This window comes from Actinokineospora pegani (genome assembly GCF_009745975.1).
GTDB classification, from domain to species: Bacteria; Actinomycetota; Actinomycetes; order Mycobacteriales; family Pseudonocardiaceae; genus Actinokineospora; species Actinokineospora pegani.
This window is the reverse complement of sequence record NZ_WHOL01000086.1, coordinates 35,015-60,742: the sequence shown is the minus strand read 5'-3', so window position 1 is coordinate 60,742 and position 25,728 is coordinate 35,015. Positions and strand designations below refer to the sequence as shown.

Genomic DNA, 25,728 nt, shown 5'->3' with positions numbered 1-25,728 from the left:
CGGGCGCCCTGTTGTCATCCTCACGATGACGCTCTGGTTGTCATCATTCCGATGACCTGATATAACTGCTCCTGCGTGTTGACAACAGGGAATGACCCAAGCAGGAGGTGGAACGATGTTGATGCGCACCGACCCGTTCCGGGAGTTCGACCGGCTGACCCAGCAGCTCTTCGGCGGCGGTTCCGGGACGTGGTCCAAGCCCACGGCCATGCCGATGGACGCCTACCGGTCGGGTCAGGAGTTCGTGGTCAGCTTCGACCTGCCGGGGGTGGCCCCGGAGGCCATCGAGGTCGACGTGGAGCGCAACGTGCTGACCGTGAAGGCCGAGCGCAGGCCGATCGCGGACCAGGACGTGCAGGTCCAGGTCAGCGAGCGGCCGCTGGGTGTGTTCTCCCGGCAGTTGTTCCTGGGCGACACCCTCGACACCGACAACATCGCCGCGTCCTACGACGCGGGTGTGCTGACACTGCGGATTCCCGTGGCCGAACAGGCCAAGCCGAGGCGGATCGCGGTGGGGGCCGCCGATCGCAGGCAGGAGATCCAAGGCTGACGGCGCGCAGGCCCGGGACGCTCGCGTCCCGGGCCTGTCCTCGCGTCGGCGGCACTCGATCCGGGAGGTGGAGAGATGACCCTGCTCGCTGATCCCATCGCTGATCCCATCGTCGAGCCCGCGCACCTCGTCGTGGACCACATCGCGGTCTGGCGCTACGCGCGGGCGGTCGCCGAGGCCGTGGGCGTCGGGGTCGAATCGGTGATGGTCGACCAAGACAGCCCCGTCTCCGTCTACATCGCACTGGACGTGCGCGGCCCGGCGCACCCGGACCGGCCGCTGGCCCTGGTGTGGGACGAGGACCAGGGCTGGTCGGTGGCGCAGGAGGCCGGGACCGACCTGACCCGCGTCGCCCGTCTCAGCGCGGACACGCCCCGGCCCGCACCCGGGGCCGTGGCGGAGTTCCTGGACTCGGTCACCGAGGGCTTCCTGTCCTGAGCGCACACCCGACCCGGGTCAGCGAGCGGGCTTCCCGGCGCGACGCGAGTCGGCGGCCTCCTGGCGGACCGTGTCGGTCCGCTCGGTGATGGAGTCCAGCCGGTCGACCAGGTCTTGGCGGCCCGCCAGGTGCGAACGGGCCTCGCTCAGGGGCCGAAGCAAGCGCTCGGGGTCGTTGTCGCCCAGTGCCGTGCCGATGCGGTCGGCCTGTTCCCTGGCGGCGTCGTCCAGGTCGTCGAGGCCGTGGATGTGCGCGGCGAGCGTGCGCAGGGTGCGCGCGTTGTCCTGCGCCCACTTGCTCACCGCGCGATCGCCCGCGCGCTGGTCGCGGCGGGTGTGGACGCGCTGCTCCCCGGTGGTCTCATCGCCCCCGGTCGGCTGCAGCCGCAGGTACCGGCGCTCGGCGGCCTGTCTGCTGGTCACGCCCAGCGCGGGGGCCAACGCCGCCCAACTGGCTCCCGCCGCGCGCGCGGCGCCGATCAACTCCGGCTCCCACGCCGCCATCCGGTCACGCAGCTCCCGCAGCGCGGTCAGGGCCGCGAGCAGCGGTTCGACCTCCGCGGTGCCCGCCCTCGCCTTGTCGAGGGCGCGCAGCACCCCGCGCAGCACGACCTCTGGGCTCTCCGCAAAAGTCGTCCTTTCGATGACTCGAGATTCGTCGTCCATAAGACGACATTTTAGACCACGGGTGCGGTGTCGCCAAAGCGTCGGGGGACCGAGCGGAAGCGGTGGGGCGGGACGCCCAAGAGGCGCTTGAAGTGGCGGGTGAGGTGGCTCTGGTCGTAGAAACCCGCGGCCGGGGCGACCTCGGCGGGGCGCAGGCCCTCGAGCAGCAGGCGGCGGGCCAGGTCGAGGCGGCGGCCGGTGAGGTAGCGGTGCGGCGGCAGGCCGAACTCGGCGCTGAACGAGCGGACGAGATGGGCGGGGTGGGCGTGCAGGACCGCGGCCGCCTCGGCGAGGGGCAGGCCCTCGACGGTGCGGCTGTCGAGCAGGTCGCGAAGGTGGTGGGCGAGGGTGGCGTCGTCGGGGGCGTGCTGCTCGGGGCGGCCGAGGTGGCGCAGCAGGCGGTCGCGGATCAGGGCCAGGCGGCTCTCGGCCTCGAGGTCCTCGTGGTGCGGGGCCAGCACCCGGTGGAGCTGGTCGACCCGGTCGCGCAGGACGGGGTCGACGACCGCCGGGTTGTCGACGGCCGCGCCCGCCAGCGCCGGGTCGAGGGTGTCGGGCTCCAGGTAGATGACCCGCTTGCGGAACCCGTCGGCGGTGGCGTTGCGGCCGTCGTGCGGCACGTGCGGGGGCAGGATCGTGACCTGGGAGCGCAGCGCGCCGTGCTCGTGGTGGTCGAGGTCGTAGCGCACGGCCCCGGAATCGATGATCAGCACCGTCCACGCGTCGTGCGTGTGCGCGGGGTAGGCGTGCTCGGTGAACCGCGCGTGCAGCACCTCCCGCACGCCCGCGAGCGAGGGCCGCCAGGCGGAGATCTCGGCGCGGTCGGGCACGCTAAGAACGTACAAGACCGGGAGCCGCGCACCCGCTGAGACTGTCGGGGTGACACAGGACAACGAGCCAGTTCGCTTCGACACCAAGTTCGCCGTGCTGCTGCGCGACGGCCTCCTGCCGTGGCAGGAGCTGAACGTCACCGCCTTCCTGGTCAGCGGGCTCACCGCCGCCGTGCCCGAGCGCGTGGGCGAGCCCTACCTCGACGCGGACGGCACCGAGTACCTGCCGATGCTGGGCCAGCCGGTGCTCGTGCTCCAGGGCGGCGAGGAGACCGTGACCGCCGCGCACGAGCGCGCCCTCGGCCGGGGTCTGCGGATCTCCGTCTTCACCGCGGACCTGTTCGCCACCGGCAACGACCGGGACAACCGGGCGGCCGTCGCCGCGGTGCCGCGCTCGCGACTGGACCTGGTGGGCATCGGCGTCCACGGCCCCAAGAACACCGTCGACAAGGTCCTCAAGGGGGCGCGGATGCACCCCTGAGCGAGCGTGGTCAGAGCCCCGGGACGCGGAACGAGGCGAAGTCGAGTTCGCGGCGCAGCCGGAAACCCAGCTCCTCGTAGAGCCGGATCGCGCCCGTGTTGGCGGCCCCGGTGTGCAGCATCGGGCGGTCGCCGCGCTCGCGGATGCCCGCGACGACGGCGCGGACGAGCGTCGAGGCCAAGCCCCGGCCGCGGTGCGAGTCAGCGGTGCACACGGCGCTGATCTCGGTCCAGCCGGGCACGCGCATCCGCTCGCCCGCCATCGCCACCAGCCCGCCCCCGTCCCGAACGCCCAGGTAGGACCCCATCTCGATGGTGCGGTCCAGGAACGGGCCCGGCTGCGTGCGGGCGGTCAGGTCGAGCATCTCCGGCACGTCCGCGCGGGTCAGCGCGACGACCTCGGGGGCGACCTCGCCCACCACGCCGTCGTCGACCAACTGCACGCCCGCGATGGTCGCCAACCGCTCCCAGGCGCGCGGGATGCCGGGGTCCGGGTCGGCGAGCAGGACTTCCCCACCCGGCCCCATCAGCCGCGCCAGGTCGTCCCACGCCCCGCTGCCCGGCTCGACCGCGCAGAACGGCGACACCTCGGCGGGCAGTCGCGCCGCGCGCCCGCGCCGCACGGCCAGCCCGGCCAGCGGCCCGGCCAGCGCCGACCACACCACGTGGTCGAGGACGTCCACCCGCTCGTGCCGGGCCTGCACCGCGTCCGTGCTCACACTCACGCTCCCTTGGAGACGAAGACGACACCAGCGAGTGATTGTGCACCCTCCTGGGTACCTCACCTGCCGTAGGCAACAGTGGTTCACGAGGAGGGCACGATGTCGGTCGGCGACAAGTTCGAGAACAAGGCCGAGGACCTGGGCGGCAAGGCCAAGGAGGCGACGGGCACCGTCACCGGTGACGAGGAGCTGCGCCAGGAGGGCAAGTACGACCAGGCCAAGGCGGGCCTGAAGAAGGCCGCCGACGACGTCAAGGACGCCGTGGGCGACGCCGCGGACAAGGTGAAGAGGTCGATCAAGCGCTGATCACGCGAGCAGGCGCGCGAGATCGGTGAGCGCGGGACCCAGGGGCAGGTCCACGCGGTGCGCCGCGTGGGGGTCGCCCCGGGTCTCGCCCTGGTTGACGATCGCGACCGGGATCGACGCGGCGTGGGCGCGGCGGACGAAGCGCAGACCGGACATGACCGTCAGGGAGCTGCCCAGCACGAGGACGGCGCGGGCGCGGTCGACCAGGGCGTTGCACAGTTCCACGCGGGGGCGGGGCACGTTCTCGCCGAAGAAGACGACATCCGGTTTCAGGGTCCCGTGGCAGCCTGAGCAGTCGACCACGTGGAAGCGGTCAACCAGGTGCTGCGGCAGTGCCACATCGCCGTCGGGGTTGACCTCGGCCGTGGTGTGGGCGAAGTCGGGGTTGGCCGCGGCCAACCGCCGGTCCAACTCGGCGCGCGCGGTGACGTCCCCGCAATCCAGGCACAGCACGCGGTCCAGGCCGCCGTGCAGTTCCACGACCGACGTCGTGCCCGCCGCCTGGTGCAGTCCGTCCACGTTCTGCGTGATGACCCCCGCCACCAGCCCGCCCCGGCGCAGCTCCGCCACCGCGCGGTGCCCGGCGTTGGGATCGGCCCGCGCGATCGTGCGCCAGCCGACGTGGCTGCGGGCCCAGTAGCGCCGCCGCGCGTCGGCGGAGCCCACGAACTCGCCGTAGGTCATCGGGGTGTGCTTGCGCAGGCTGCCCGCGTGGCCCCGGTAGTCCGGGATGCCGGACTCGGTCGACAACCCGGCCCCGCTGAGCACCAGGACCCCGCCACCGGCGACCAGTTCCACCACCGGGCCCAGCTCCCTGGTCCGGGGCAGTGGCGGTCCGATCGGGGTGAAGCTCAGGGTCGGCTTGGTCCGCACGTCCCCATTTTACGCCGGTTCCCGTCCTGGGGCCGGGCTGTCTGAGCGGGCGCGATCAGCACTTGCCGAGCGCGCGGTAGCCGCCCCAGAACAGCGCGGCGATGATCTCCACCAGCTCCGGCGCCGGGGTGGAGCGGTAGCCGAGGATGTGGTCGACGAGCACCTCGGTGACGCCGCCGACCAGCACCATCACCCCGGTCTCGAGCCGGTGCGGGGGCAGTGTCCCGGCCTCGTCCGGCACCAGGCCCGCGATGTAGCGGACGAACTCGTGCATCACCCCGCGCCGGTGGGTCTCCAGTTCGGGGCTGACGCCGACGATCTCGATGAGCATCACCCGGCCCCGCCGCGGGTCGGCGGTGAGCGTGTCGATCAGCGCGGTCAACCCGGCCCGGATGCGGTCGGCCATGTCCTCACCCGCCCCGGCGACCGCGTCGGACACGGCGGCGCGGGCGCGGTCGGTCTGCTGGTCGTAGACGTGGCGCAGCAACTGCTCGCGGTCGGTGAAGGACTCGTAGAAGTAGCGCTGGGTCAGCCCGGCGCGGTCGCAGACGTGCTTGACCGACGACGCCGCGTAGCCCTGGGTGCCGAACAGGTCCAGCGCGGCGTCGACGAGCCGCGTCCGGCGTTCGTCCTGGCGCTCGCTGGCTTCCCGGCCACCATAGCGGCGGGCGCCTGAAGTGGCGTCAGTCACAGCCTGTCCGCTCTTGACCATGGCCGCAGCCTACTGACATCGTCACAGTCCAGAACGTCTGACACGATGTCGTGTCAGATCAAGGCCGAGGGGACCCGTCACGATGGCGCACAGCCGCGACACCCGCATCTCCGACGACGACCGCCGCATCGCCGCCGACGAGCTGCGCGCGGCCCACGCCCAGGGCAGGCTCACGCTCACCGAGTACGACGAGCGCCTCACCAAGGTCGGCGCCGCCGCCACCTACGGCGACATCTCCGCGCTGTTCACCGACCTGCCGATCAGCACCGGTCAGGTCGCGCGGAAGCCCTCGCGCGTGCCCAAATGGGTCCGCGTCGTCTGGACCTGGTGGATCGTCACCGTCGCCATCAACCTGCTCGTCTGGGGGCTGGTCTACTTCCAGTTCTCCGACGACGTGCACTTCTGGCCGGTGTGGCTGCTGATCCCCACGATCGCCATTGCCGCGGTGACCTACAAGTCCGCCTCGTCGCACCGGGAGAGGCAGGACCGCCGCCAGATCCCGGCCTGGCGGCACTGAGCCTAGGCCGTGGCCGCCCGCAGGTCGGTCGCCCACCGCGGCACCCACGCGGGCAGCTCGGGCAGCTCGCCGAACCCGCCGAACGCCTCGGCCAGCTCCGCGGGGGTGACCGACCCGCCCGTGCGGCGCAGGAAGCGGCAGCCGACCACCGCCCGCGCGCACTCCACCTCGCCCAGTCGGAACCGCTGGTCGAAGTAGAGGTTGTGGCTGTCGACGCCGATCAGCCGCGTGCGCACCGTGAACCGCTCCCACAGCCGCAGCGAGCGGCGGTAGGCGATGGTCTGCGCGGCCACGACCGGGTGCCAGCCGTTGTCGGCGGCGGTGCGCCACAGGCCGGTCTTGGTGAACAGGTCCATCCTCGCCACGTCCATGATGGACAGGTACCTGCCGTTGTTCATGTGCCGCAGGACGTCCAGGTCGCCCGGGACCACCAGGAACCGGGTGGTCGCCGGGGCGAGCACGTCGGCCCCCGCCCGGGCGGGCAGGTAGGCGGGCAGGGCCACCCGCAGCAACCGCAACCCCATCGACACGGGCGTGCTCCCCTCGGCTCGCACCGGAGTCTGCCTGTTCGCCTCCCACCCGGCGAACAGGCCGTGCGTCACACCGCGCGACCGCCAGTAGGGTGGGATCAGTGACTGAGGACCTACACGGCGTGTGGACCAGGATGGCGCTGGTGGGCGCGGTGGTCGTGCTGATCGCGGCGCTGCTGATGGCCAACTCGGCACTGGCCTCGGTCCTCGCCGACGGCCGCTCGGTGCCGCTGGGCCCGGTCGTGCTGCGGCTCGACGTCAGCCCCGGCATCGCCTTCGGGGTCGGCGCCGGTCCCGCCGTGTGGATCGGGATGACGGCCCTGACCTCGGGCGCGGTGGTGCTCGGCCTGCTCTCGGCGCCCCGGCTCGACGCGGTCAGCCGGGTCGGGCTGGCCCTCGCGGTGGCGGGCGCGGCGGCGAACTTCATCGACCGCGCCGACGACGGCATGGTGACCGACTACCTGCACCACCCCTGGCTGCCCACGTTCAACCTCGACGACGTCCTGATCGCCGTGGGCGTGGTGCTCATCCTCGCGGGCCGGGTCGTGAGCATGCTCATGGCCCGAGACGCCGAGGACCGCGCGCGCCTCAGTTGAGGAACGCCAGCACCCGCCGCAGCAGCAGCGCCGCCGCGTCCGGGTCGTGGTCGCCGCGCGAGGGGTCGGCGAACAGGTGCCCCTTGCCCGGGTACAGGTGCAGTTCCGCCCCCGGCACGGCCGCCACCAGCGCCTCCGCCGCCGCCAGGTCGCCGTCGTCGACGAAGAACGGGTCCTCGTCCATCGCGTGCACCTGCACCGGGACGCCCGCGGGCCACGGCCCGAAGGTCTCCAGCGGCAGGCACGAGTGGAACAGCAGCGCCCCGCCCGCGCCCGGCCGCAACTGCGCCAGCTTCTGCGCGGGCAGCACACCCAGCGAGAACCCGGCGTAGACCACGTCGTGCGGCAGGTCGGCCGCCGCGGCCACCCCGAGCGCGGTGATCTCGTCCAACCCGATGTCGTGGGCGTGGGTGACGGCCTCGATGACGCTGTCGAACGTCCTGCCCCCGAACAGGTCTGGTGTGTGCACGGTGTGCCCGGCGGCGCGCAGGTCGTCGGCGATGGAGAGCACACCGGGGGTGAGTCCCAGGGCGTGGTGGAACAGCAGGACCTCACGGCTCATGGGGTTGTGCGCCTTTCTCCGAGCACCGGCAGCAGCCGGAGCTTCTCGTGGCTCTCCGAGCCGGGGGTGGCGGTGTAGACCAGCAGAACCTGGGAGTGGTCCGCGTCGTGCAGGGTCTGGCAGTGCACCACGAGCAGGCCCAGGTCCGGGTGCAGCAGCCGCTTGGGGCCCACGCGGTGCACCCCGACCTCGTGCGCCTCCCAGCGCTCGCGGAACTCCGCGCTGGTGTCGAGCAGGGCGTCCACCAGCTCCCCGGCCCGTGAGCGCCCGCCCAGCCGGGAGTAGGCGGCGCGCAGGTCCGAGGTGAACACCCGGCTGTGCTCCCGGTGGTCCTCCTCCGGGAACAGCGACCGCGTCCCCGCGTCGGTGAACCACCGGTAGACCATGCTCCGCATCAGCCCGGTGTGCCGGGTCTCGTCGCCGACCAGGGCCACCGCCAGGTCGGTCTGGCGCAGCGTCTCCGCGGTGGTCGTGACCACCATGGCCGGGGTGTCGGCCAGCCGGTCGAGGATGCGCGTCATCCCGGGGCCGATGTGGTCGCCGAGCGCGCCGCGGCCGGGCGCGTTGTGCCCGGCCAGGCGGAACAGGTGGTCGCGCTCGTCGAGCGACAGCCGCAGCCCCCTGGCGATGGCGGCCAGCATCTGCTCCGAGGGCTGCGGGCCGCGCCGCTGCTCCAACCGGGTGTAGTAGTCGGCGGACATGCCGCACAGCGCGGCGACCTCCTCGCGGCGCAGCCCGGCGGTCCGCCTGCGCGGCCCGCGCGGCAGGCCGACGTCCTCCGGCTGCAGCGCGTCGCGCCGCGTCTGCAGGAAGTCGGCCAACTGGGCCCTGTCCACGGTGTTCATCGCGTGCCGACCCTACAGCCGGGAGCCGCCGGAGGCCTCGATCCGCTGGCCGGTGACCCACCCCGCGCCCGGGGCCAGGATCGCGGCCACCGCACCGCCGATGTCGTCGGGCGACCCCACCCGGCCCATGGCCGTCCGCGCCGCGAGCGCCGCCCGGTAGCCCTCGTCGTCGCGCAGGGCGCCGCCCGCGAAGTCGGTCGCGATCGGTCCGGGGGCCAGCACGTTCACCGCGATGCCGCGCGGGCCCAGCTCCTGGGCCAGGTAGCGGGTGTAGGTCTCCACGGCGGCCTTGACCGAGCCGTAGACGGAGTACCCGGGGCCGGTGAACCGGGCCAGGCCGGTGGAGGTGTTGAGGACCCGGCCGCCGTCGGCCAGCAGCGGCAGCAGCTCCTGGGTCAGCAGCACCACCGATTTGAAGTGCACGTCGACCAGGAAGTCCACGGTCGCGGCCGAGGTCTCGCCCAGCGGCGACACGGCCGCGGCGCCCGCGTTGTTGACCAGCGCGTCGACCGTGTCGCGGCCCCACCGGGCGGCCAGCACGCCCGCCAGCTCCCGGGCGAAGGCCGCGAATGCGCCGAATTCCGTCGTGTCCAGGCGCAGCGCGGCGGCTTGGCGCCCCATCGCGGTCAGTTCGGCGACGACCTCGGCGGCCTCGTCCGCGTGCGAGCGGTAGGTGATGACGACATCGGTCCCCGCGGCGCCCAGCGCCAGCGCCGAGGCGCGGCCCAGGCCGCGGTTGCCGCCGGTGATCAGTGCGATCCTGCTCATGCTCGGACCTCTTCCGTCCTGGGGTGTCCTGACACCTCGAGGTTGTCCCCGCCCAGGCGGTGCTGGAAGGCACCGCTTGTCCAGGGATCGGGAATCCCCCGAGACGCCCGCCCGAGCAGTCGCGATCTTCGCCACTGGGCCGAGCTCACTTCCCTAGCCCATGACGGCCGCGCCCCCCAGCGCGGCCGCCAGACCCGCGCCCATGGTCACCCCGATGGTGAGCGCCGCCCGCCCCGCCCTGCGCTCCTCGAGGAGCCGCAGGACATCGGCGGCGAACGTGCTGTAGGTCGTCAGCGCGCCGCAGAACCCGGTGCCCACCAGCGCCGCCACCGTCCCCGTCGCGCCCGCGAGCGCGCCGAGGACGCCGCTGCCCACGACGTTGACCGCCACGACGCCCCACGGCGCCGACGGACCCAGCCGGGCGCGCACCGCCTGGTCCACCAGGTACCGCACGGGCGCGCCGACGGCTGCCCCGAGGAAGACCGCCAGCGCCGTCACCGGGCCACCGCCCTGGTCGCCCACGCGCCCACGAAGACCGCCACAAGGGCCGCCATCAGCGTTGCCGCGGCGTAGAGGACGGCGAGCCCGGGTGGGCGCTGCGTGGTCTCCACGGCGTAGGTCGAGAACGTGGTGAACCCGCCCAGCACGCCGACGCCGAGGAACGGGCGGACGAGCGGGTGCGGTGCGCGCAGCTCGGTGATCACCACCACGAGCACTCCCATGAGCAGGCACCCGGAGACGTTGGTGACGAAGGTCGCCCACGGGAAGCCGCCCGGCGTGGCGGGGATCGCCTCTGCCAGCCCGTACCTGGCGAGGGCGCCCACACCACCCCCCAGCGCGATCGCGCCGAGGGGTCCGGCTCCGGGCCGTGCGCACCACCAAGATCTTGCCATTCGAATTAGGTTAGCCTAACTTCGCTGGTGCATGGTCGGCGGCGGGAAGGACGAAGATGGTCGAGGGGCTCGGGGGCAGGGTAGCCCTGGTCACGGGGGCGGGCCGGGGCATCGGGGCGGCCGTCGTCGACGCCCTGGTCGCGGCCGGGTGCGTGGTCGTCGGTCTGGACGTGGACCCCGGGGCGGGCGGCGCCGACCGGGTGCGCCGGGTGGACGTGGGCGACCGCGACGCCGTCGAGGCCGCGGTCGCCGAGGTGGAGGCGGGCACCGGGCCGATCGACATCCTGGTCAACGTCGCGGGCGTGCTGCGCACCGGCTCGGTCGTCGACATCACCCCCGAGGACTGGGCGCAGGTGCTGCGGACCAACCTCGACGGCGTGTTCCACACCTCCCAGGCGGTCGCGCGCCGGATGGTGCGGCGCGAGCGCGGCGCCATCGTCACCATCGGCTCCAACTCCGTGGGCGTGCCCCGCATGGGCCTGGCCGCCTACTCCGCCTCCAAGGCCGCCGCGATGACGTTCACCCGCTGCCTCGGCCTGGAGCTCGCGGGCTCGGGCGTGCGCTGCAACATCGTCTCACCCGGCTCCACCGACACCCCCATGCAGCGCTCGATGTGGGACGACGAGGAGCGCGGGGCCGCCGAGCTCGTCGCGGGCCGCCCCGAGAGGTTCTGGAACGGCGTGCCGCTCGGCCGCATCGCCACGCCCGCCGACGTCGCCGACGCGGTGCTCTTCCTGGTCTCCGACCAGGCCCGGCACATCACCATGCAGAACATCTACGTGGACGGCGGTGCCTCGCTGTGCGCCTGACGGCCCCCGCCCAGACCACCTACCGGCCCGGCGACTTCCTGCTGACCGGTCCGCAGGGCGCCCTGCTCGGCCGGGGCGAGCGCGCCGTGGTCGAGTCGCTGGCCGACCTGCCCGAGGCGCTGCGCGCCCACGGCGCGGGGACCGTCGTCGTCGGCGCGATCCCGTTCCTGCCCGGCCGCCCGGCCCGGCTCGTCGTGCCCGAGCGGTTGACCGCCCCGACCCCCGTCGCGGCCAGGGCCGTGGCCCCGGTACGCGCCACCGTGGCCGCCGAGCCCTCCGGCGACTGCTACCTCACCGCCGTCGGCCGCGCCGTCGAGCGGTTGCGCGCCCCCGGCGGGGTGGCGAAGGTCGTGCTCGCCCGCACCCTGCTCGCCACCGCCGAGGAGCCCTTCGACATCCCCGCCGCGCTGGCCGCGCTGGCCGCCCGCGACCCCGGCGGCAACACCTTCGCCGTCGAGACCGGCGACGGCACGCTCATCGGCGCCACCCCGGAGCTGCTCGTCTCCCGCCGCGGCCTGCGCGTGCTGGCCAACCCGCTGGCCGGGTCCGCCCGCCGCGACGCCGACGCGGTCGCCGACGGCCGCGCCGCCGCGGCGCTGCTGCGCTCGCCCAAGGACCGCGCCGAGCACCGCTTCGTCGTCGAGGACATCGCCGAGCGGTTACGCCCGTTCGTTCGCGACCTGCGCGTCCCCGACGTCCCCGAGCTGCTGTCGACCAGGGCCATGTGGCACCTGTCCACCCGCGTCTCGGGCACCCTGGTCGACCCGGCGATCACCTCGGTCGACCTGGCCACCGCCCTGCACCCCACCCCCGCCGTCTGCGGCACCCCGACGGACCTGGCCCGCGCGGCCATCGGCGAGCTGGAGCCGGTCGACCGCGGGTTCTACACCGGCATGGTCGGCTGGACCGACGCCACGGGCGACGGCGCGTGGGTGATCGCGCTGCGCTGCGGCCTGATCCAGGGCGCCACCGCCCGGCTCTACGCGGGCGCGGGCGTGGTCGCCGACTCCGACCCCGCCGCGGAACTGGCCGAGACCACAGCCAAGTTCGGCACCCTGCTCACCGCGCTCGGGCTGGGGACCGGCCGGTGACCACGCCGGTCCACGGCGCCCTCCCCTTCGCCGCCGCGTTCGGCGAGCGCGCCGCCGTCCGGCTGGGGGTCGCCGACGAGGTGCTCCCGCGGGCCCCGTCGCTGCGCCACGTGCTCGGCGACGACGCCGGACCGGGTGGCGTTCCCGCAGTCGTCCGGCGGCAGCACCGGGGCGCCCAAGCTCATCCCGCACACCCACGACGACTACCGCCACAGCGTCCGCACCCGCGGCCTCGAGACCAGCCACTTGGTGGCGCACAGCTCGCCGGGTGGCCTGGCTGTGCACGCGGGTCGTGCCCACAGAGGACGGCAGCCCGGAGAACGCGTTCCCGTTGGCGCAGCGGGAGAAGGCCACCCTGGTCTCGCTCGTGCCGCCGCTGGAGAACGCCGTCGCGCGCACCGGCGCCGGGCCGCTGAACAGCCTCGAGGTGCCGCAGGTCGACGTGCCTGCGGGCCCCTGCGCGATCCGCGTCCCCGCATACCGGTGTCGGAAGGATGGGTAAGACCGACCTGCGCCGCGCCATCGCCGAGCACGAGTTCGGCTCGCCTGAGAGGACCAGCCGCTGACATGGGCCTGCCCGACATCCCGCCGTACCCGATGCCCGAGGCGCACGAGCTGCCGACCAACCGCGTCGACTGGGTGCCGCGCCCGGACCGCGCCGTCCTGCTGATCCACGACATGCAGCGGCACTTCCTGCGGGTGTTCCCGCGGGGAGCCTCGCCCACAGTCGACCTGGTGGGCAACATCCGCGCGCTGCGCGAGCGCGCCTGGCAGCTCGGTGTCCCGGTGGTGTACTCGGCGCAGCCGGGCGGGCAGACCGCCGCCCAGCGCGGGCTGCAGTGGGACATGTGGGGCGCGGGCGTCGGCGACGAGGCCGACGCCGGGATCATCGACGAGCTGGCCCCCGACGACGCCGACATCCTGCTCACCAAGTGGCGCTACAACGCCTTCCACCGCACCGGTCTGCGCGACGTGCTCGACCGGCACGGCCGCGACCAGTTGGTCATCACCGGCGTGTACGCCCACATCGGCTGCCTGATGACCGCCGCCGACGCGTTCATGCAGGACATCCAGGCCTTTCTCGTCGCCGACGCGGTCGCCGACTTCTCCCGCGCGGACCACGAGATGGCGCTGCGCTACGCGGCCGACCGCTGCGCGGTGACCGCGACGACCGAGTCCGTCCTGGAACGGCTCGCCGTCGGGGCGGTGTCCGCGTGAGCCAGGCGCCGCAATAGCCTCGCGCCCACGACCTGCCCGGCGACGCGCCCGCCTGCGGCCAGTGAGCACGCCGTCAGCCGAAGAGTCCCAGTAGGACTCAATCCACGGTGAGGAAGTCCACGATGGCCGCTGTGAACTGCGGGTCGCGCGTCGCCGTCAGGTGATCGCCCGCCACGACCCGCAGCGCGCCCTGCGCGACGGCCTCGGCGAGGACCCCGGGCCTGGTCGCCAGCGGGTCGTCCACCCCGGCCAGGACGAGGGTCGGGACGCGCACCCCCGCCAGGTCCAACGGCTTGCGGTGCAGCGCGGACGCCTGGGCCGCCAGCGACGGCAGGTCCGAGCCCAGCGCGTCGGCGAGCGCGCGGAAGGGGCGCGTCGCGGGCGGCGCCTCGGCGAGCGAGGGGGCGGTGAGGGCGGCCGTGATCAGCTCGGCGGAGCCCGCGCGGGTGTCCACCCCACCCACCTCGACCACGCCGCTGCCGACCCCGCCCGCCACCACGCGGGTGATCCTGGCGTCGCGGGTGGCGGCTATCAGCGCGACGACCGCGCCCATGGAGTAACCCACGAGGTGCACCGCGGGGGCCGACAACTCGTCGATCAGGCCCATCAGGTCCCTGGCCATCGTCGCCTCCCCGTAGCGGGCCGGGTCGCCGGACTTGCCGGAGGCGCCGTGGCCGCGCGCGTCCATGCCGACCACCCGGCGGCCTGCGGCGGTCAGCGCGGCCACGACGCCGGTGTCGACCCAGTTCGAGGCGGTGTCGGCGACGAACCCGTGGTGCAGCAGCACCGGGGGAGCGTCGGCGTCGCCAGGCCAGTCGTAGTACGCGATGGGGGTGCCGTCGGTGGCGGTGAAACCGTCCTGGCGCACAGGTGGGACTCCTGTTTCAGCGGGCGGCGTGCAGTATTCCGTCGAGCAGGCCGGGGTAGCGGGCGTCGAGGTCGTCGCGGCGCGGCGTGGTGATGCGGGAGGTGCCGGACGGGCGGCCCGCCTCGCGCGGGGTGCGGACGTGGTGGGGACGGGGGTGGGTCGACTTGCTGGTGGGGAGGCCGATCGTGCCGCGGGCGGCGCCCGCGGCCAAGTCCGCCAGGTGGCGCACGTTGGTCAACCGCATCGGGTCGGCTGGCGCCTGCGGCAACTCCTCGGTCACCGACCCATGATACGACCGCCCCTCGGGTTCGACCACCGGCGCGCCGTGGCCGGGACGAAGTTCGATCCTCATCGAAGTACGACGAGCGCCGGACCTGGGCGGTCGAGACCGAGTCCGGCGCCGCTGGCCACCAGCGCCGAGGGCAACCTGCTCGCCGTCCCGGCCCCGAACGCCACCCTGCTGGTCGCCCACGTCGTGAGCGCCCTCGGCGCCGCCGTGCACCCCGGTCGCGCCGACGCGACCGGCTTCGGCGGACTCACCTCCGCCCTCATCCCGGGCGTGTCCGCCGGCAGCCCGCTGGGCGGTCCGATCGGCTTTCCGCCCTGTGGCCGTGGATCCCGCGCTGGCGACGGCCGCCGTGTGGGTCGCCTGGCCGTCGGCTGCCTCGCCGCCACCGTCAGCCTCCTCCCGCGCACCGCCACGACGACCGCGGGCAGCGCCCTGTTCGTCTGGGGCCTGGTCACCTGGTCGGTCAACCCGCCCGGCCGCCCCTGGCTCATCGAACTGTCCCCTTCGGACAGGAGCTACCTCGTCGCCCGCCTGCCCCACCTCGTCCCGGCTGCCCGAGACGGCCTGCGGCGGGCCCGCCGCAGGCCTGGGCGCTCCTCGTCCCCTAGGCGGCCACCTTCGCGGCGAACAGGTCCGCGGCACGTCGCCACTCCGGTGAGTCCAGGTTGGTCAGCAGCGGCGTGAGGTCCGCGGAGAACCCGGTGCTGGCCTCGCGGGGCAGCAGCGACGGCAGGTTGTCGATCGCGATGAGGTCGATCCCGTGCCTGCGCGCGACGGGGGCGGTCCAGGTGGTGACCTCGTCGTAGATCGGGAGGACCGACTGCGGGGACCCGGCGTCGCAGGTGACGTCCACGACCGTGCTCAGCCGGTGCAGGCCCGCCAGGGCGGCCGGGGTGAGGAAGGGGGTGGTCGCGGTGGCGGTGTAGACGGCGTTGACCAGGAGGTCGTGGCCGAGGATGGCGGGCCGGTCGAGGACCAGGGTCTCGGCCCGGTCCCAGGTGGTCGGGGTGATGCCCGCCTGCTTGAGCGCGGCCTGCGCGCCCCGCCCGCAGCGGCCCCGCGCCCCGATGACCAGGGCGCTCGGCGTGCCGCTGCCCCGGGCCAGGGCCGCCTCCAGCTCGGCCAGCTCCAGCGATGCCAGCGGGGCGCTCAGCCCGCCCCTGGCCTGCAACACGCCCAGGGCGGCGCCGGCGTACCCGGCCCAGTAGCCGAAGGCGGTGAGCCTGCGGCCCGCGTCGTTGGTCAGGTACTCCAGGTCGAGGAGCTGGCCGCCGCCGCGGGCGAAGCGGTCGAGCAGGGCGCGCCCGCCGGGCTGGGCCTTGAAGGCGTGCCCGAAGAAGACGTGCCGGTGCCGGAGCGCGTCCGGCTCGTCCGGCAGCTCCTTGAGGCCGACGACGACCTGGTCGGCCGGGGCGTCCACCCAGGACCCGGGCTCGGCGGTGGCGCACCCCGCCGCCACGTACTCCGACAGCGCGAAGACCCGCTGCGCCGAGTCCTCGACGGTGACCGCGACACCGGCCTCGACGAGGCGGCGCGCGTCCTCGGGCACGACGGGGGTCCGCTGCTCGTCCGGACGGGTCTCGTTCCGGATCCACAGCGAGGGGGTGGGGGTCATGCTGGTCCCTTCTCGGTCTTCCTGCTCGTTCCGCACATGATCCACCATGGCGCGCTCAGCCGTGCCAGGACTTCCACAGCCGGGCGTAGGCGCCGCCCCGGCGCAGGAGCTCGTCGTGCGGTCCCAGCTCCACAATGGAGCCTTCCACCACGACCGCGATGCGGTCGGCGTCGTGCGCGGTGTGCAGGCGGTGGGCGATGGCGATTACCGTTCGGCCGGACAGCACCGCCGACAGCGCCCGCTCGGTCGAGCGGGCCGCCGTCGGGTCCAGCAGGGCCGTGGCCTCGTCGAGCACCACCGTGTGCGGGTCGGCGAGCACGACGCGGGCGAGGGCGAGCTGCTGGGCCTGCCCACCGTCCACGGTGGTCAACCGCGCGTCCAGGCCGAGGTCCACCGCCCACCCGGCGCCCACGACCCCCAGCGCCGTCAGCATCCGCGCGTCGTCGGCGTCGGGGGCGGCCAGGGCGAGGTTGCCGCGAACCGAGTCGCGGAACACGTGGTGCTCCTGGGTGACCAGCACGACCTGGCGGCGCAGCCGGTCCGGGCCCAGGGCGGCGACGGGCACCCCGCCGACGGTCACCCGGCCCGCCCCCGGCTCGTCCAGGCCCGCCAGCAGCCGCCCGAGGGTCGACTTGCCCGCGCCGGAGGGCCCCACCACGGCCAGGCGTTCGCCCGGCGCGATGTCCAGATCGATCCCGCGCAGCACCTCCCGGCCGCCGCCGTAGGCGTACCGGCAGCCGACGACCTCGATCCGGTCCGACGTGGGGACCGCGGCGACGGGGGCCGGGGCCGCGGGGACGGCGGCGAGGCCCTCGACCCGCGCGTAGGCGGCGCCCGCCTGCTGGACCTGCTCGACCCACAGCATGATCGTGTCCAGTGGCTGGCCGAGTTGGCGCAGGTACAGCATCGCGGCGACCACCGCGCCCAGCGTGGTCCACCCGGCGGAGAGCAGCGCGCCGCCCACGACCAACGCGATCACCAGTGGCACCCCGTGCGACACCCCGATGCTGGGGAACAGCACCGACCGCAGCCGCAGCGTGCCCAGCCGGGTCCGCCTGGCCGCCACGATCGCGCTGTCGACCGTCGCCAGCCGCGACTCGCGCAGGCCCAGCGCCTCCACCGTCCTGGCCCCGCCCGCGGTCGCGGTCAGCACCTCCGTCACCGCGGCCGTCGCCCCGGCCTCGGCCAGGTACGCCGCCCGCGCGCGTCGGAGGTACCAGCGCAGCGCGAGGCCGTAGGTGACCAAGCCGCTCATGCCGACGAGCCCCAGCAGCGGGTCGAGCGTCAGCAGCGCGGTGTACAGGAAGGCCACCTGCACCAGGTTGACGAACACCTCCGGCATGCCGTCGCGCAGGGCCGTGGTCACCGACCCGACGTCGGTCGTGCCCCTGGCCACCAGGTCGCCGGTCGGGGTGTGGTCCACAGTGGTGGCGGGCAGGTCCAGCGCCCGCCCGGCGAACCGCTCGCGGACGCGCGCCGCCGTGCGCTCCCCGAACCGCGCCGCCGCGTAGCGGGCCTGCCGCGTGAGCAGGACCTGCGCGAGGCCCGCCGCCACGATGACGGCGGCGAACAGGTCCACAGTGGACAAGACGGTGGGTCCGGGGTTGGTGCGCACCAGGTCGACGATCTGCCCCACCAGCCGCGGGGCGACCAGGCCCGCGGCGGCGGCCAGCGCGGTCAGGACGAGCATCACGGCGAACAGGCCGCGCTCGGCCCGGATGTCCTCGGCGACCGCGCGGCGGACCCCGGCCCGGTCGGCGACCGGCAGCAGCGCGCTCACCCGTCCTCCCGGGAGACCAGTGCCCGGTAGGCCGGGTCGGCGAGCAGGTCGCGGTGCGCGCCCACGGCGGCGACCCGCCCGTCGACCACGTGCGCCACCACGTCCGCCTGGTCCAGCACGACCGGCGAGGTCGACACCAGCACCGTCGCCAGCCCGGTCCGCGCCTGGCGCAGCCCCGCCACCACCAGCGCCTCGGTGTGGGTGTCCACCGCCGAGGTCGGGTCGACCGCGATCAGCACCTCCGGCCCCGCGCACACCGCCCTGGCCAGCCGCAACCGCTGCCGCTGACCGCCGGACAGGGTCGTCCCGCCCGCCGAGAGCACCGTGTCCAGGCCCGCGGGCAGACCGTCGACCACCTCGGTGGCGGCCGCTGTCCGCACCGCCGCCCGCACCCGCTCGTCATCCGGCGCGCCCCGCCCCGCCACCACCTCGCGGACCGTGCCCGTGAACAGGGCCGCGTCGTTGTCGGCGACCAGGACGCGCTCGCGGAAGTCCTCGTCCGGCACCCGGTCCACCTCGACCCCGCCCCAGAGCGCGGCCGGTGCGGCGAAGCGCCCGAGCCGGTCCACGGCGGCCAGCGCGTCCGTCGGGGCCGCACACGCGACGACGGTGAACGCGCCCGGCTCGACCACCAGGCCCGACACCGGGTCGACCAGCGGCGCGGGCCCGTCGGGCGCCGTCGCCGCGGGCGCCGGGCGGTCCGGGGTCAGCCCGAGGAAGGCGGTGACCCGGCGTCCGGCCACCAGCGCCCGGGTGATGTCGCCCGCGCACTCGATGAAGAAGAACACCGGCACCACCAGCATGGCCGCGTACCCGTACACCGCCACCAGTTCGCCCGCCGTGATCTCCCCGGTCGCCGTCATCCGGGCGGCGAGCCAGGTCACCACGGCCAGGAACAGCGCGGGCAGCCCGACCCCCGCGGCCTCGATCCAGCTCGTCATCGCGCCCACCCGGTACCCGTCGTCGCGCAGGGCGTGCGACTCGCGCCGGTAGGTGTCCAGGCACGCCTGCTTGCCGCCCAGCCCGTTGAGCACCCGCAGCCCCGACAGCATGTCCACCAACCGCGCGGTCAACTGCCCCTCGCGCTCCCGGTAGCCCGCGCTCACCCGGTGCAGCCGCGACAGCAGCGGCCCGACGACCAGCGCCAGCACCGGCACCCCGGTCAGCACCACGACCGCCAGCACGGGCGAGATGTCGAACATCAGCACGGCCACGGCCAGGTAGCCCACCACCGACCCGAACCCCGGCCCGGCGGCCGTCATGGACCGGGTGATCGGCTGCACGTCGCCCATGCCGACGGTCGCGATCTCGCCCGCCGCCACGCGCCCGGTCAGCGCCCCGCCCAGCCTGGTCGACTGGTCCACGCACAGCCGGGCCACCATCAGCGAGGTCGCCATCCTGAGCCGGGTCATGGTCCGGTGCCGCAGCGTCGCCACCGCCTCGACCAGCAGCAGCGCCCCGAGCAGCACGCCAGCCCAGGCCAGCAGCGCCCCGGGGTCCCCGGTGCGCAGCCCGTCGTCTACCGCCCGCGACAGCAGGTAGGGCACGGCCGCCAGGCCGACGAGCCACAGCGAGCTCAGCGTCGCCCCCGCCGCGATCCTGGCGGGCTGCCTGCCCACCAGCCACCACAGGAACCGGGCGGGCCCGGCCAGCGCCCCCGGCCCCGGCATCCCCGTCCTGATCGATGGCTTCGGCTCGCCCATCACACCCCCAGGTAGTGCGTCCCCAGCTTCCCGATCGCGGTGTGGTCGCCCCGGCGGGTGAACACCGCGACCCCGTCCGTCGCGCCGGGTGGGCAGTCCACCACGGCTCGGTCCGACGCCCCCACCATTTTCAGCCCCGACCAGGCCACGACCGCCCCCGAGACCAGCCCGGACACGGTCGCCTCGCCATCGGACACCGTGATCGACACACCGGTCGCCCGCTCGCGCAGCAGCGCCAGGTAGTCGTCCTGGCCGAGCAGACAGCCGCGCGGCGGCGTCGTGTGCGGCCAGTCCGGCGCCGCCACCCCGCGCGACCGCGCCGCCTCCCACAGCCGGGGCACGACGTCGTCGGTGTGCGGGGACGGCGCCATCTGCTCGCACATCCACAGCAGCCGCCCGGCCCCGCGCGGCGGCCCCAGCGCCCGCCACCGGACGCGCCGGGCCAGGTCGGACGCCACGATCGCCACCCACGGGTGCACCGCGCGCAGGTACCCCTGCGCGGCCAGCCACCCCAGGTAGCGCGGCGCCTGGTCCAGCACCGGGTGCAGCGTGCCCCAGGGCAGCCCGGCCACCGCGCGCCCGCCCCTGGTGAACAGCTCGGGGGAGTGCGCGACCAGCAGCAGCGCCGCCCGCGCCAGGTCGCCGGGGGAGCTCGTGGTGCCCGCGCCCGGCCCGGTGGCCGCCGTGGTCGGCGCGATCCGCTCCCGCCGCCCGCCCGCCTTCAACACGGCCGCCACCGCCGGGCGGACCGCCTCGGCCACCGGGGCCTGGGCCAGCTCGGGCACCAGCCGTGACACCAGCAGGACCAGCGTGTCCTCGGCCTCGTCCGGGTCGGTCGGCGGCGGGACCTGCGCCAGCGTCGACCGCAGCGCCGCCCCGGTCCGGGTGTCGACCATGAGCCGGGCGGTGAGCAGGCCCAGCTCGGTCACCCGCAGCCGGTCGCCGTCGCGGGCCAGGAAGCCCTCGGCGACGAGGAAGCCGACCGCCTCGAGCACCGGCGCGGTGTCGGAGTCGCCCTGGTGGTGCGACAGCGTGCCCAGCCACCAGCGCCGCGCGTGCTCGACCGTGGTGAGCCTGCCCTGCACCGCCTCGGCCAGCACGTGGTCGGGCAGGTCCTCGTGGATGCGCGAGCGCACCGTGTACCCGCCGACCAGCGCCTCCTGCCAGCCCGCCCGCTCCAGCTCGGTGGTGACCAGGTAGGCCCAGCCCTCGCGCTCCCCGGCGCCGACCCGGCCCGCCCGGCCGAACATCTGCAGCACGGTCGCGGTGTCGATCGGGTCGAGCCCGACCCGGGTGTCGCGCACGACCACCGCCCGCGCGGGCAGGTTCACCCCGGCCGCCACCGTCGTGGTCGCCACCAGCACGTCCCACTCGCGGTTGCGGAACCGGTGCTCGGACTCGCGCTTGTGCTCCCAGTCCTTGTAGTGCAGCCCGACCCCCACCGACGCGCAGACCCGGTGCAGCCGCTCGGTGTCATCGGCCCGCACGCCCGCCGTGTCCGCGCCCCGCGACGCGGCGATGGCCAGCGCGGTGGCCCGCACGTTCGGCTTGCTGCCGCAGAACACCAGCACGCTGCCGCCGTCACCGCTGACCCGAGCCACCAGCTCCACGGCCGCCCTGGTGCGCAGCGTGTTCTCCGTCGTGCGGTCCGACGAGGCCGGGACCTGCGGGAGCTGCCAGGTCAGCCGGGTCGGCCGCCACGTCGTGGCGACCAGCGCGCCCTGCAGCCAGGAGGCGATCTCGGCCCCGTTCGACACCGTCGCCGACAGGCCCACGATCCGCACCGGGGAGCCCGCCCCGCGCACCCTGGCCAGCAGCGCCTCCAGCAGCGGGCCGCGCTCGGCCGCGCCGAGCAGGTGCACCTCGTCGACCACCAGGCAGCCCACCTCGGCCAGCGCCGCCTGCAGCGACCCGGCCCGGCAGATCGCCTCGAACTTCTCCGTCGTGGCCACCCACAGGTCCGCCGAGCGCACCCGCCCCACGTCGGTCAGGTGCTCCCCGGACAGCCGCTCCACCCGCAGGCCCCTGCCCCGCCAGGCCGCCAGCTCCCGGTCCAGCTCGTCGGTCAGCGACCGCTGCGGCACCAGCCACGCCGCCTTGCGCTTGTCGCCCAGGATGGCCCGCAGCGCCGCCAGCATGCCCACGACCGTCTTGCCCGCCCCGGTGGGCGCGGTGACCACCAGGTGCTCGTCACCGCCCAGCACGGCGGGGGCGGCGTGCGCCTGGGCCGGGTTGAGCGTGGGGAACGGCAGGTAGTCGACCCACTCCGGCGGCACCAGGTCGGCGGCGGGCACCGGGGCGGCGTCGTCGTCGGTGGGCTCGTGCGCCAGCCAGACCAGCTCGAAGGCGTCCCTGGCGGCCGCGGCCCGCTCGTCGGCGGCCAGACCGCCCCAGTCCCGGCGCCCCCCGGAGGACACGGCCGTGGCCACGGTCAGCTCCGCCACCGACCCGCCCGGGCGGACCGTGGTGATGACCTCGTCCTCGACCCAGTGCCGCACCGACCGGTGCCGGGCCCCGGCGGCGTCCAGGCGGGCGCGCAGGGCGTCGAAGCGGGGGGAGTCGGGCAGCAGGACCCGGAAGTCCGCGTCCCCGGGCAACCGGGGCAGCCGCAGGTCGGGGTCGGTCGTCTTGCGCCAGTGCAGCGCGGGCGCCACGCCCTGGTCCCCACCGTCCACGTGCTCGCCCCCCACCGCGCTCGACGCTACCCTATGTGATCAACAGCCAGGCCCATGTCTCCGACCAGCCCAGGGAGCCAGCCGTGTCGGCGCAGCCGCTCACCGCCGCCGAGAGCGGCGACGTGGTGGAGGGCGTGGTCGAGCGCATCATCCACGTGGGCTCCGACGGCCACACGGTCGCGGTGCTCGGCACCGGTGAGGACGGCGTGGAGGTCAAGGTCGGCGGCGTCGTGCTGGCCGGGTTGCAGCCGGGGGAGACGCTGCGGGTCACCGGCCGCTGGTCCGCGCGCTCCGACACGCTCAAGGCCGCCGAGTGCGAGCGGGTGATGCCCGCCACCGTCCGCGCCATCCGCGCCTACCTGGGCTCCGGGCTGATCAAGGGCATCGGGCCGACCATCGCCCAGTCCATCGTCGACCGCTTCGGCGAGCGCACCCTCACCGTCATCGACACCACCCCCGAGCTGCTGCTCGGCGTGCCGCTCATCGGGGCCAAGCGGCTGGCGACGATCCTGGCGGGCTGGGCCGAGCAGCGGGCCATCCGCGAGGTCATGGTGTTCCTGCAGGGCGTCGGCGTCACCCCGGGCCTGGCCGTGCGCATCCACAAGCACCTGGGCGCCGACGCCAGGCAGGTCGTCGAGCAGCACCCCTACCAGCTCATCGAGCGGGTGCGCGGCATCGGCTTCCACATCGCCGACCGGATCGCGCTGGCGGTGGGCATCCCCGAGCGCAGCGCCGCCCGGATGCGCGCCGCCCTGCTGCACGTCCTCGACGACGCCCGGGGCAAGGCCGGGCACTGCTTCCTGCCCAGGGGCGAGCTGCTGTCCACCGCGCTGGGCCTGGTCCGCCAGGATCTCGACCTCCTGCGCGAGGCGCTCGACGAACTGCTCGACATGGGCTCGGTGGTCATCGAGCGCTCCCCGGTCCGCGCCGACGGCGACCTGGTGACCCCGGCCTGGCTGCACCGGCGGGAGGCGGCGGTCGCCGACCACGTGCGCAGGCTGCTCGCGTCCACCTCGGCCATGCCCGCCGCGCGCCCCGGCTTCGTCGAGGCCGCCCCGCTCGGCGACCGGCAGGCCGAGGCCGTCGAGATGGCGCTGACCCAGCCGCTGTCGATCCTCACCGGCGGCCCGGGCAGCGGCAAGAGCCACACCGTCGCCGCGATCACCAGGGCGGCCAGGTCCCGGGGCGCCTCGGTCGCGCTGGCCGCCCCGACCGGCCGGGCCGCGCAGCGGCTGGCCACCCTGACCGGCCTGCGCGCCACCACCGTGCACCGGCTCGTGCACCGCCGGGACAACCCGCTCGACGACGGCGGCCTGTTCGACCCCGACGACGGCCTGTCCTCGGACCTCGTCGTGGTCGACGAGGCGTCCATGCTGGACGTCCTCATCGCCGAGCGGCTGCTGCGCGCCATCCCCACCGGCAGCCACCTGCTGCTCGTCGGCGACGTCGACCAACTGCCCAGCGTCGGCCCCGGCGCGGTCCTGCACGACCTGCTCGGCGTCGCCGACATCCCCTCGACCCGGCTGGACACCGTCTACCGCCAGGAGGCGGGCAGCGGCATCGTCAGCAACGCCCGCAACGTGGTCAACGGCGACCCGCCCGTCAACGGCCCGCAGTTCTGGTTCCACGCCCTCGCCGAGGACGACCCCGCCGACATCCCCGCCCTGGTCGTCGACATCGCCACCCGCGGCCTGCCCGCCAAGCAGGGCTGCGCCGTCGCCGACGTGCAGATCCTGTGCCCGGGCAAGGCCCGCGCCACCGGCGCGCTCGCCCTGTCCCGCGCCGTGCAGGACCAGCTCAACCCCGAGTCCGACGACAAGCCCCAGCACTGGGCCGACGACCGCCCGTTCCGCCTCGGCGACAAGGTCAGCCCCACCCGCAACGACCCGACCAGGGGCGAGCACGGTGTCTTCAACGGGGCCACGGGCACGATCACCGCCCTGGACAAGGACAACCAGACCGTCGAGCTCACCCTCGACGACGGGCAGGTCGCCTGCTACGACTTCGACGAGCTCGACACCCTCGCGCACGCCTACGCGCTGACCGTCCACCGCAGCCAGGGCAGCGAGTACCCCTACGTCGTCATCCCGCTGACGGCCGAGACGCCCCACCTGCTGTTGCAGCGCAACCTGCTTTACACAGCCATCACCCGCGCGCGGAAGCTGGTGGTCGTGGTGGGCCACCAGCGCGCGCTCACCACCGCGTTGCGCAACCGGTCCCGGCCCCGCAACACCCAGCTCACCGAGCGCCTGAGCCTCGCCCCGCCCGAACCCGCACCCCGCGCCCACGGCCAAGGCTTCGCGTTCTAGTGCGGATCGGCCAGTCCACCCCGAGCGGACCGAACGCGCGACCGGACCCGCGCGACCGGGCCGGCGTGATCGTCATCGGCGGTTCACAAGGCTCGCGCGAACGCCGTCACCACCGACCCGCTAACATGCTGCCGCCGAATTAAACGGCGTGTACAGGGGGCGGAAAACGCAGATGATCTCACTCGACATCGTGGTCCCGTACTACGGGAACCCCGATTACCTCATGCGCACCGTGGGGAGTGTGCGCGCGCTTGAGGACACCGATTGGCGTCTGACCATCCTCGAGGACTGCTTCCCCGACGGCGCCGCGGTCGAGAAGACGGTCAACGCGATCGGCGACGAGCGCATCAACTACTTGCGCAACGACAAGAACCTCGGTGTGGCGGGCAACAAGCACCGCGCGCTGCGCGAGGCCAAGCAGGACTACTTCGTCATGCTCGACGCCGACGACATCATGCTGCCCAACTACGGCCGTGAGATCGCCCGGCTGCTCGAGCGCCACCCCGGCGCCAGCATGGTCCAGCCCGGCATCCAGGTCATCGACGAGCAGGACCGGCCGCACCTGCCCCTGGCGGACAAGGCCAAGGCGCTCGCCCGCCCGCGCGGCGGCGAGATGGAGCTGCGCGGCGAGACGGCCGCCATCAGCCTGCTGCGCGGCAACTGGCTCTACACCCCCGCGCTGACCTACCGCCGCGACATCAGCCGCGACCTCGTCCAGCGCCCGGACAGCGACGCCGTGCACGACCTGGCCATCGTCATGGACATCCTGATGCGCGGCGGCAACCTCGTCCTCGGCGACCAGGTGGCCTTCAAGTACCGCAGGCACCGCTCGAGCCACTCCAGCACGGTCGCCCGCGACGGCACCCGCTTCCGCCAGGAACGCCGCTACTTCGTCGACATGCAGCGCGAGCTGGCCGAGTTCGGCTGGCCCAAGGCCGCCCGCGCCTCGCGCAACCGCGTGTTCTCCCGCCTCAACGCCCTGGTGCAGGTGCCCTGGGCCTTGCGCGCGCGCGACATGGGCGTCACCCGCGGCCTGCTCCGCCACGCCCTGCGCTGACCCGTCTTCGTCTTCCACCAGGTAGG

At 74.4% G+C, this 25,728-nt stretch carries 29 protein-coding genes; 12 read left to right on the top strand and 17 right to left on the bottom strand.

Annotation, left to right across the window (positions count from 1 at the left end; genetic code table 11):
- Window positions 1-115 precede the first annotated feature (115 nt).
- Window positions 116-550, top strand: a complete 435-nt coding sequence (locus tag GCL84_RS14270; protein ID WP_156755942.1) for an Hsp20/alpha crystallin family protein — start codon at window positions 116-118, stop codon at window positions 548-550.
- Window positions 551-625: 75 nt separating this feature from the next.
- Window positions 626-988, top strand: a complete 363-nt coding sequence (locus GCL84_RS14265; RefSeq protein ID WP_156755941.1) for a DUF6292 family protein — start codon at window positions 626-628, stop codon at window positions 986-988.
- A gap of 18 nt (window positions 989-1,006) precedes the next feature.
- On the opposite strand, the gene GCL84_RS14260 is transcribed toward GCL84_RS14265, so the two are convergent.
- Window positions 1,007-1,654, bottom strand: coding sequence for an HSP18 transcriptional regulator (locus tag GCL84_RS14260; protein WP_235926245.1), 648 nt, complete (start codon window positions 1,652-1,654; stop codon window positions 1,007-1,009).
- 11 nt (window positions 1,655-1,665) lie between these two features.
- Complete coding sequence (locus GCL84_RS14255; RefSeq protein WP_156755940.1) at window positions 1,666-2,484, bottom strand: AraC family transcriptional regulator; 819 nt, start codon at window positions 2,482-2,484, stop codon at window positions 1,666-1,668.
- 49 nt (window positions 2,485-2,533) lie between these two features.
- Between GCL84_RS14255 and GCL84_RS14250 the strand changes: the two genes are divergently transcribed.
- Window positions 2,534-2,965, top strand: coding sequence for a DUF2000 domain-containing protein (locus tag GCL84_RS14250; protein WP_156755939.1), 432 nt, complete (start codon window positions 2,534-2,536; stop codon window positions 2,963-2,965).
- A 10-nt stretch (window positions 2,966-2,975) separates the two neighbouring features.
- On the opposite strand, the gene GCL84_RS14245 is transcribed toward GCL84_RS14250, so the two are convergent.
- Window positions 2,976-3,683 carry a GNAT family N-acetyltransferase gene (locus GCL84_RS14245; protein ID WP_235926243.1) on the bottom strand — a complete coding sequence of 236 codons (708 nt, stop codon included), beginning with the start codon at window positions 3,681-3,683 and terminating at the stop codon, window positions 2,976-2,978.
- A gap of 102 nt (window positions 3,684-3,785) precedes the next feature.
- Between GCL84_RS14245 and GCL84_RS14240 the strand changes: the two genes are divergently transcribed.
- Window positions 3,786-3,992, top strand: a complete 207-nt coding sequence (locus GCL84_RS14240; protein WP_156755938.1) for a CsbD family protein — start codon at window positions 3,786-3,788, stop codon at window positions 3,990-3,992.
- On the opposite strand, the gene GCL84_RS14235 is transcribed toward GCL84_RS14240, so the two are convergent.
- Window positions 3,993-4,865 (bottom strand): NAD-dependent protein deacetylase, encoded by an 873-nt coding sequence (locus tag GCL84_RS14235; RefSeq protein WP_156755937.1) that lies wholly within the window; start codon window positions 4,863-4,865, stop codon window positions 3,993-3,995.
- Between the two features lie 55 nt (window positions 4,866-4,920).
- The gene (locus GCL84_RS14230; RefSeq protein WP_197523242.1) at window positions 4,921-5,556 is read right to left on the bottom strand and encodes a TetR/AcrR family transcriptional regulator; all 636 of its coding nucleotides are present in this window, start codon (window positions 5,554-5,556) and stop codon (window positions 4,921-4,923) included.
- A 103-nt stretch (window positions 5,557-5,659) separates the two neighbouring features.
- On the opposite strand from GCL84_RS14230, the gene GCL84_RS14225 reads away from it, so the two are divergent.
- Entirely contained in the window at window positions 5,660-6,094 is a 435-nt protein-coding gene (locus GCL84_RS14225) for a DUF1707 SHOCT-like domain-containing protein (RefSeq protein WP_156755935.1), read from the top strand.
- Window positions 6,095-6,096: 2 nt separating this feature from the next.
- Here GCL84_RS14225 and GCL84_RS14220 read toward each other — a convergent pair whose 3' ends face one another.
- The gene (locus GCL84_RS14220) at window positions 6,097-6,618 is read right to left on the bottom strand and encodes a thioesterase family protein (protein ID WP_235926267.1); all 522 of its coding nucleotides are present in this window, start codon (window positions 6,616-6,618) and stop codon (window positions 6,097-6,099) included.
- Between the two features lie 107 nt (window positions 6,619-6,725).
- Here GCL84_RS14220 and GCL84_RS14215 point away from each other — a divergent pair, with 107 nt between their 5' ends.
- Window positions 6,726-7,220, top strand: a complete 495-nt coding sequence (locus GCL84_RS14215) for a signal peptidase II (protein WP_156755933.1) — start codon at window positions 6,726-6,728, stop codon at window positions 7,218-7,220.
- Here the strand turns inward: GCL84_RS14215 and GCL84_RS14210 are convergent.
- The 5 genes from GCL84_RS14210 to GCL84_RS14190 form a co-directional block, all read right to left on the bottom strand.
- Window positions 7,213-7,782, bottom strand: coding sequence for a dienelactone hydrolase family protein (locus GCL84_RS14210; RefSeq protein ID WP_156755932.1), 570 nt, complete (start codon window positions 7,780-7,782; stop codon window positions 7,213-7,215). The two genes, GCL84_RS14215 and GCL84_RS14210, sit on opposite strands and share 8 nt — an antisense overlap.
- Complete coding sequence (locus GCL84_RS14205) at window positions 7,779-8,618, bottom strand: helix-turn-helix transcriptional regulator (RefSeq protein ID WP_156756087.1); 840 nt, start codon at window positions 8,616-8,618, stop codon at window positions 7,779-7,781. Before GCL84_RS14205 ends, GCL84_RS14210 begins: the two co-directional genes overlap by 4 nt.
- Before the next feature lie 21 nt (window positions 8,619-8,639).
- Window positions 8,640-9,395 carry an SDR family NAD(P)-dependent oxidoreductase gene (locus GCL84_RS14200; protein WP_156755931.1) on the bottom strand — a complete coding sequence of 252 codons (756 nt, stop codon included), beginning with the start codon at window positions 9,393-9,395 and terminating at the stop codon, window positions 8,640-8,642.
- A 153-nt stretch (window positions 9,396-9,548) separates the two neighbouring features.
- Window positions 9,549-9,893, bottom strand: a complete 345-nt coding sequence (locus GCL84_RS14195) for a fluoride efflux transporter FluC (RefSeq protein ID WP_156755930.1) — start codon at window positions 9,891-9,893, stop codon at window positions 9,549-9,551.
- Entirely contained in the window at window positions 9,890-10,288 is a 399-nt protein-coding gene (locus tag GCL84_RS14190; protein ID WP_156755929.1) for a fluoride efflux transporter FluC, read from the bottom strand. The genes GCL84_RS14195 and GCL84_RS14190 overlap by 4 nt, the downstream gene beginning before the upstream one ends.
- A gap of 56 nt (window positions 10,289-10,344) precedes the next feature.
- Between GCL84_RS14190 and dhbA the strand changes: the two genes are divergently transcribed.
- The 4 genes from dhbA to GCL84_RS14170 all read left to right on the top strand — a co-directional run bounded on the left by dhbA (window position 10,345) and on the right by GCL84_RS14170 (window position 13,406).
- Complete coding sequence (gene dhbA / locus GCL84_RS14185; RefSeq protein WP_156755928.1) at window positions 10,345-11,097, top strand: 2,3-dihydro-2,3-dihydroxybenzoate dehydrogenase; 753 nt, start codon at window positions 10,345-10,347, stop codon at window positions 11,095-11,097.
- Window positions 11,088-12,188, top strand: coding sequence for an isochorismate synthase (locus tag GCL84_RS14180; protein WP_156755927.1), 1,101 nt, complete (start codon window positions 11,088-11,090; stop codon window positions 12,186-12,188). Before dhbA ends, GCL84_RS14180 begins: the two co-directional genes overlap by 10 nt.
- Window positions 12,189-12,480: 292 nt before the next feature.
- Entirely contained in the window at window positions 12,481-12,690 is a 210-nt protein-coding gene (locus GCL84_RS14175; protein ID WP_156755926.1) for a hypothetical protein, read from the top strand.
- A gap of 65 nt (window positions 12,691-12,755) precedes the next feature.
- The gene (locus tag GCL84_RS14170) at window positions 12,756-13,406 is read left to right on the top strand and encodes an isochorismatase family protein (RefSeq protein WP_156755925.1); all 651 of its coding nucleotides are present in this window, start codon (window positions 12,756-12,758) and stop codon (window positions 13,404-13,406) included.
- 97 nt (window positions 13,407-13,503) lie between these two features.
- Here the strand turns inward: GCL84_RS14170 and GCL84_RS14165 are convergent, their stop codons facing one another.
- From GCL84_RS14165 to GCL84_RS14140, 6 genes are all read right to left on the bottom strand, one after another.
- Window positions 13,504-14,274: an alpha/beta fold hydrolase gene (locus GCL84_RS14165; protein ID WP_156755924.1), complete on the bottom strand. Its 771-nt coding sequence runs from the start codon at window positions 14,272-14,274 to the stop codon at window positions 13,504-13,506.
- Between the two features lie 16 nt (window positions 14,275-14,290).
- Complete coding sequence (locus tag GCL84_RS14160; protein ID WP_156755923.1) at window positions 14,291-14,554, bottom strand: transcriptional regulator; 264 nt, start codon at window positions 14,552-14,554, stop codon at window positions 14,291-14,293.
- A gap of 613 nt (window positions 14,555-15,167) precedes the next feature.
- Window positions 15,168-16,178, bottom strand: a complete 1,011-nt coding sequence (locus GCL84_RS14155; RefSeq protein WP_156755922.1) for a saccharopine dehydrogenase — start codon at window positions 16,176-16,178, stop codon at window positions 15,168-15,170.
- A gap of 55 nt (window positions 16,179-16,233) precedes the next feature.
- Window positions 16,234-17,958 (bottom strand): ABC transporter ATP-binding protein, encoded by a 1,725-nt coding sequence (locus GCL84_RS14150; RefSeq protein ID WP_235926242.1) that lies wholly within the window; start codon window positions 17,956-17,958, stop codon window positions 16,234-16,236.
- Complete coding sequence (locus GCL84_RS14145; RefSeq protein WP_235926240.1) at window positions 17,955-19,661, bottom strand: ABC transporter transmembrane domain-containing protein; 1,707 nt, start codon at window positions 19,659-19,661, stop codon at window positions 17,955-17,957. Before GCL84_RS14145 ends, GCL84_RS14150 begins: the two co-directional genes overlap by 4 nt.
- Window positions 19,661-22,351, bottom strand: coding sequence for a DEAD/DEAH box helicase (locus GCL84_RS14140; RefSeq protein WP_156755921.1), 2,691 nt, complete (start codon window positions 22,349-22,351; stop codon window positions 19,661-19,663). The genes GCL84_RS14145 and GCL84_RS14140 overlap by 1 nt, the downstream gene beginning before the upstream one ends.
- 68 nt (window positions 22,352-22,419) lie before the next feature.
- Here GCL84_RS14140 and recD2 point away from each other — a divergent pair, with 68 nt between their 5' ends.
- Both recD2 and GCL84_RS14130 read left to right on the top strand, forming a co-directional pair.
- Window positions 22,420-24,645 (top strand): SF1B family DNA helicase RecD2, encoded by a 2,226-nt coding sequence (recD2, locus tag GCL84_RS14135; protein WP_197523241.1) that lies wholly within the window; start codon window positions 22,420-22,422, stop codon window positions 24,643-24,645.
- A gap of 172 nt (window positions 24,646-24,817) precedes the next feature.
- Window positions 24,818-25,702, top strand: coding sequence for a glycosyltransferase family 2 protein (locus GCL84_RS14130; RefSeq protein ID WP_156755920.1), 885 nt, complete (start codon window positions 24,818-24,820; stop codon window positions 25,700-25,702).
- The last annotated feature ends 26 nt before the right edge of the window (window positions 25,703-25,728 follow it).

What these genes read in the sequence shown, in the direction of transcription:
- GCL84_RS14270 (WP_156755942.1), top strand. Translation starts at nt 116, where the DNA reads ATGTTGATGCGCACCGACCCGTTCCGGGAGTTCGACCGGCTGACCCAG.
- GCL84_RS14265 (WP_156755941.1), top strand. Translation starts at nt 626, where the DNA reads ATGACCCTGCTCGCTGATCCCATCGCTGATCCCATCGTCGAGCCCGCG.
- GCL84_RS14260 (WP_235926245.1), bottom strand. Translation starts at nt 1,654, where the DNA reads ATGGACGACGAATCTCGAGTCATCGAAAGGACGACTTTTGCGGAGAGC.
- GCL84_RS14240 (WP_156755938.1), top strand. Translation starts at nt 3,786, where the DNA reads ATGTCGGTCGGCGACAAGTTCGAGAACAAGGCCGAGGACCTGGGCGGC.
- GCL84_RS14225 (WP_156755935.1), top strand. Translation starts at nt 5,660, where the DNA reads ATGGCGCACAGCCGCGACACCCGCATCTCCGACGACGACCGCCGCATC.
- GCL84_RS14220 (WP_235926267.1), bottom strand. Translation starts at nt 6,618, where the DNA reads ATGGGGTTGCGGTTGCTGCGGGTGGCCCTGCCCGCCTACCTGCCCGCC.
- GCL84_RS14210 (WP_156755932.1), bottom strand. Translation starts at nt 7,782, where the DNA reads ATGAGCCGTGAGGTCCTGCTGTTCCACCACGCCCTGGGACTCACCCCC.
- GCL84_RS14200 (WP_156755931.1), bottom strand. Translation starts at nt 9,395, where the DNA reads ATGAGCAGGATCGCACTGATCACCGGCGGCAACCGCGGCCTGGGCCGC.
- GCL84_RS14190 (WP_156755929.1), bottom strand. Translation starts at nt 10,288, where the DNA reads ATGGCAAGATCTTGGTGGTGCGCACGGCCCGGAGCCGGACCCCTCGGC.
- dhbA (WP_156755928.1), top strand. Translation starts at nt 10,345, where the DNA reads ATGGTCGAGGGGCTCGGGGGCAGGGTAGCCCTGGTCACGGGGGCGGGC.
- GCL84_RS14170 (WP_156755925.1), top strand. Translation starts at nt 12,756, where the DNA reads ATGGGCCTGCCCGACATCCCGCCGTACCCGATGCCCGAGGCGCACGAG.
- GCL84_RS14155 (WP_156755922.1), bottom strand. Translation starts at nt 16,178, where the DNA reads ATGACCCCCACCCCCTCGCTGTGGATCCGGAACGAGACCCGTCCGGAC.
- GCL84_RS14145 (WP_235926240.1), bottom strand. Translation starts at nt 19,661, where the DNA reads ATGGGCGAGCCGAAGCCATCGATCAGGACGGGGATGCCGGGGCCGGGG.
- GCL84_RS14130 (WP_156755920.1), top strand. Translation starts at nt 24,818, where the DNA reads ATGATCTCACTCGACATCGTGGTCCCGTACTACGGGAACCCCGATTAC.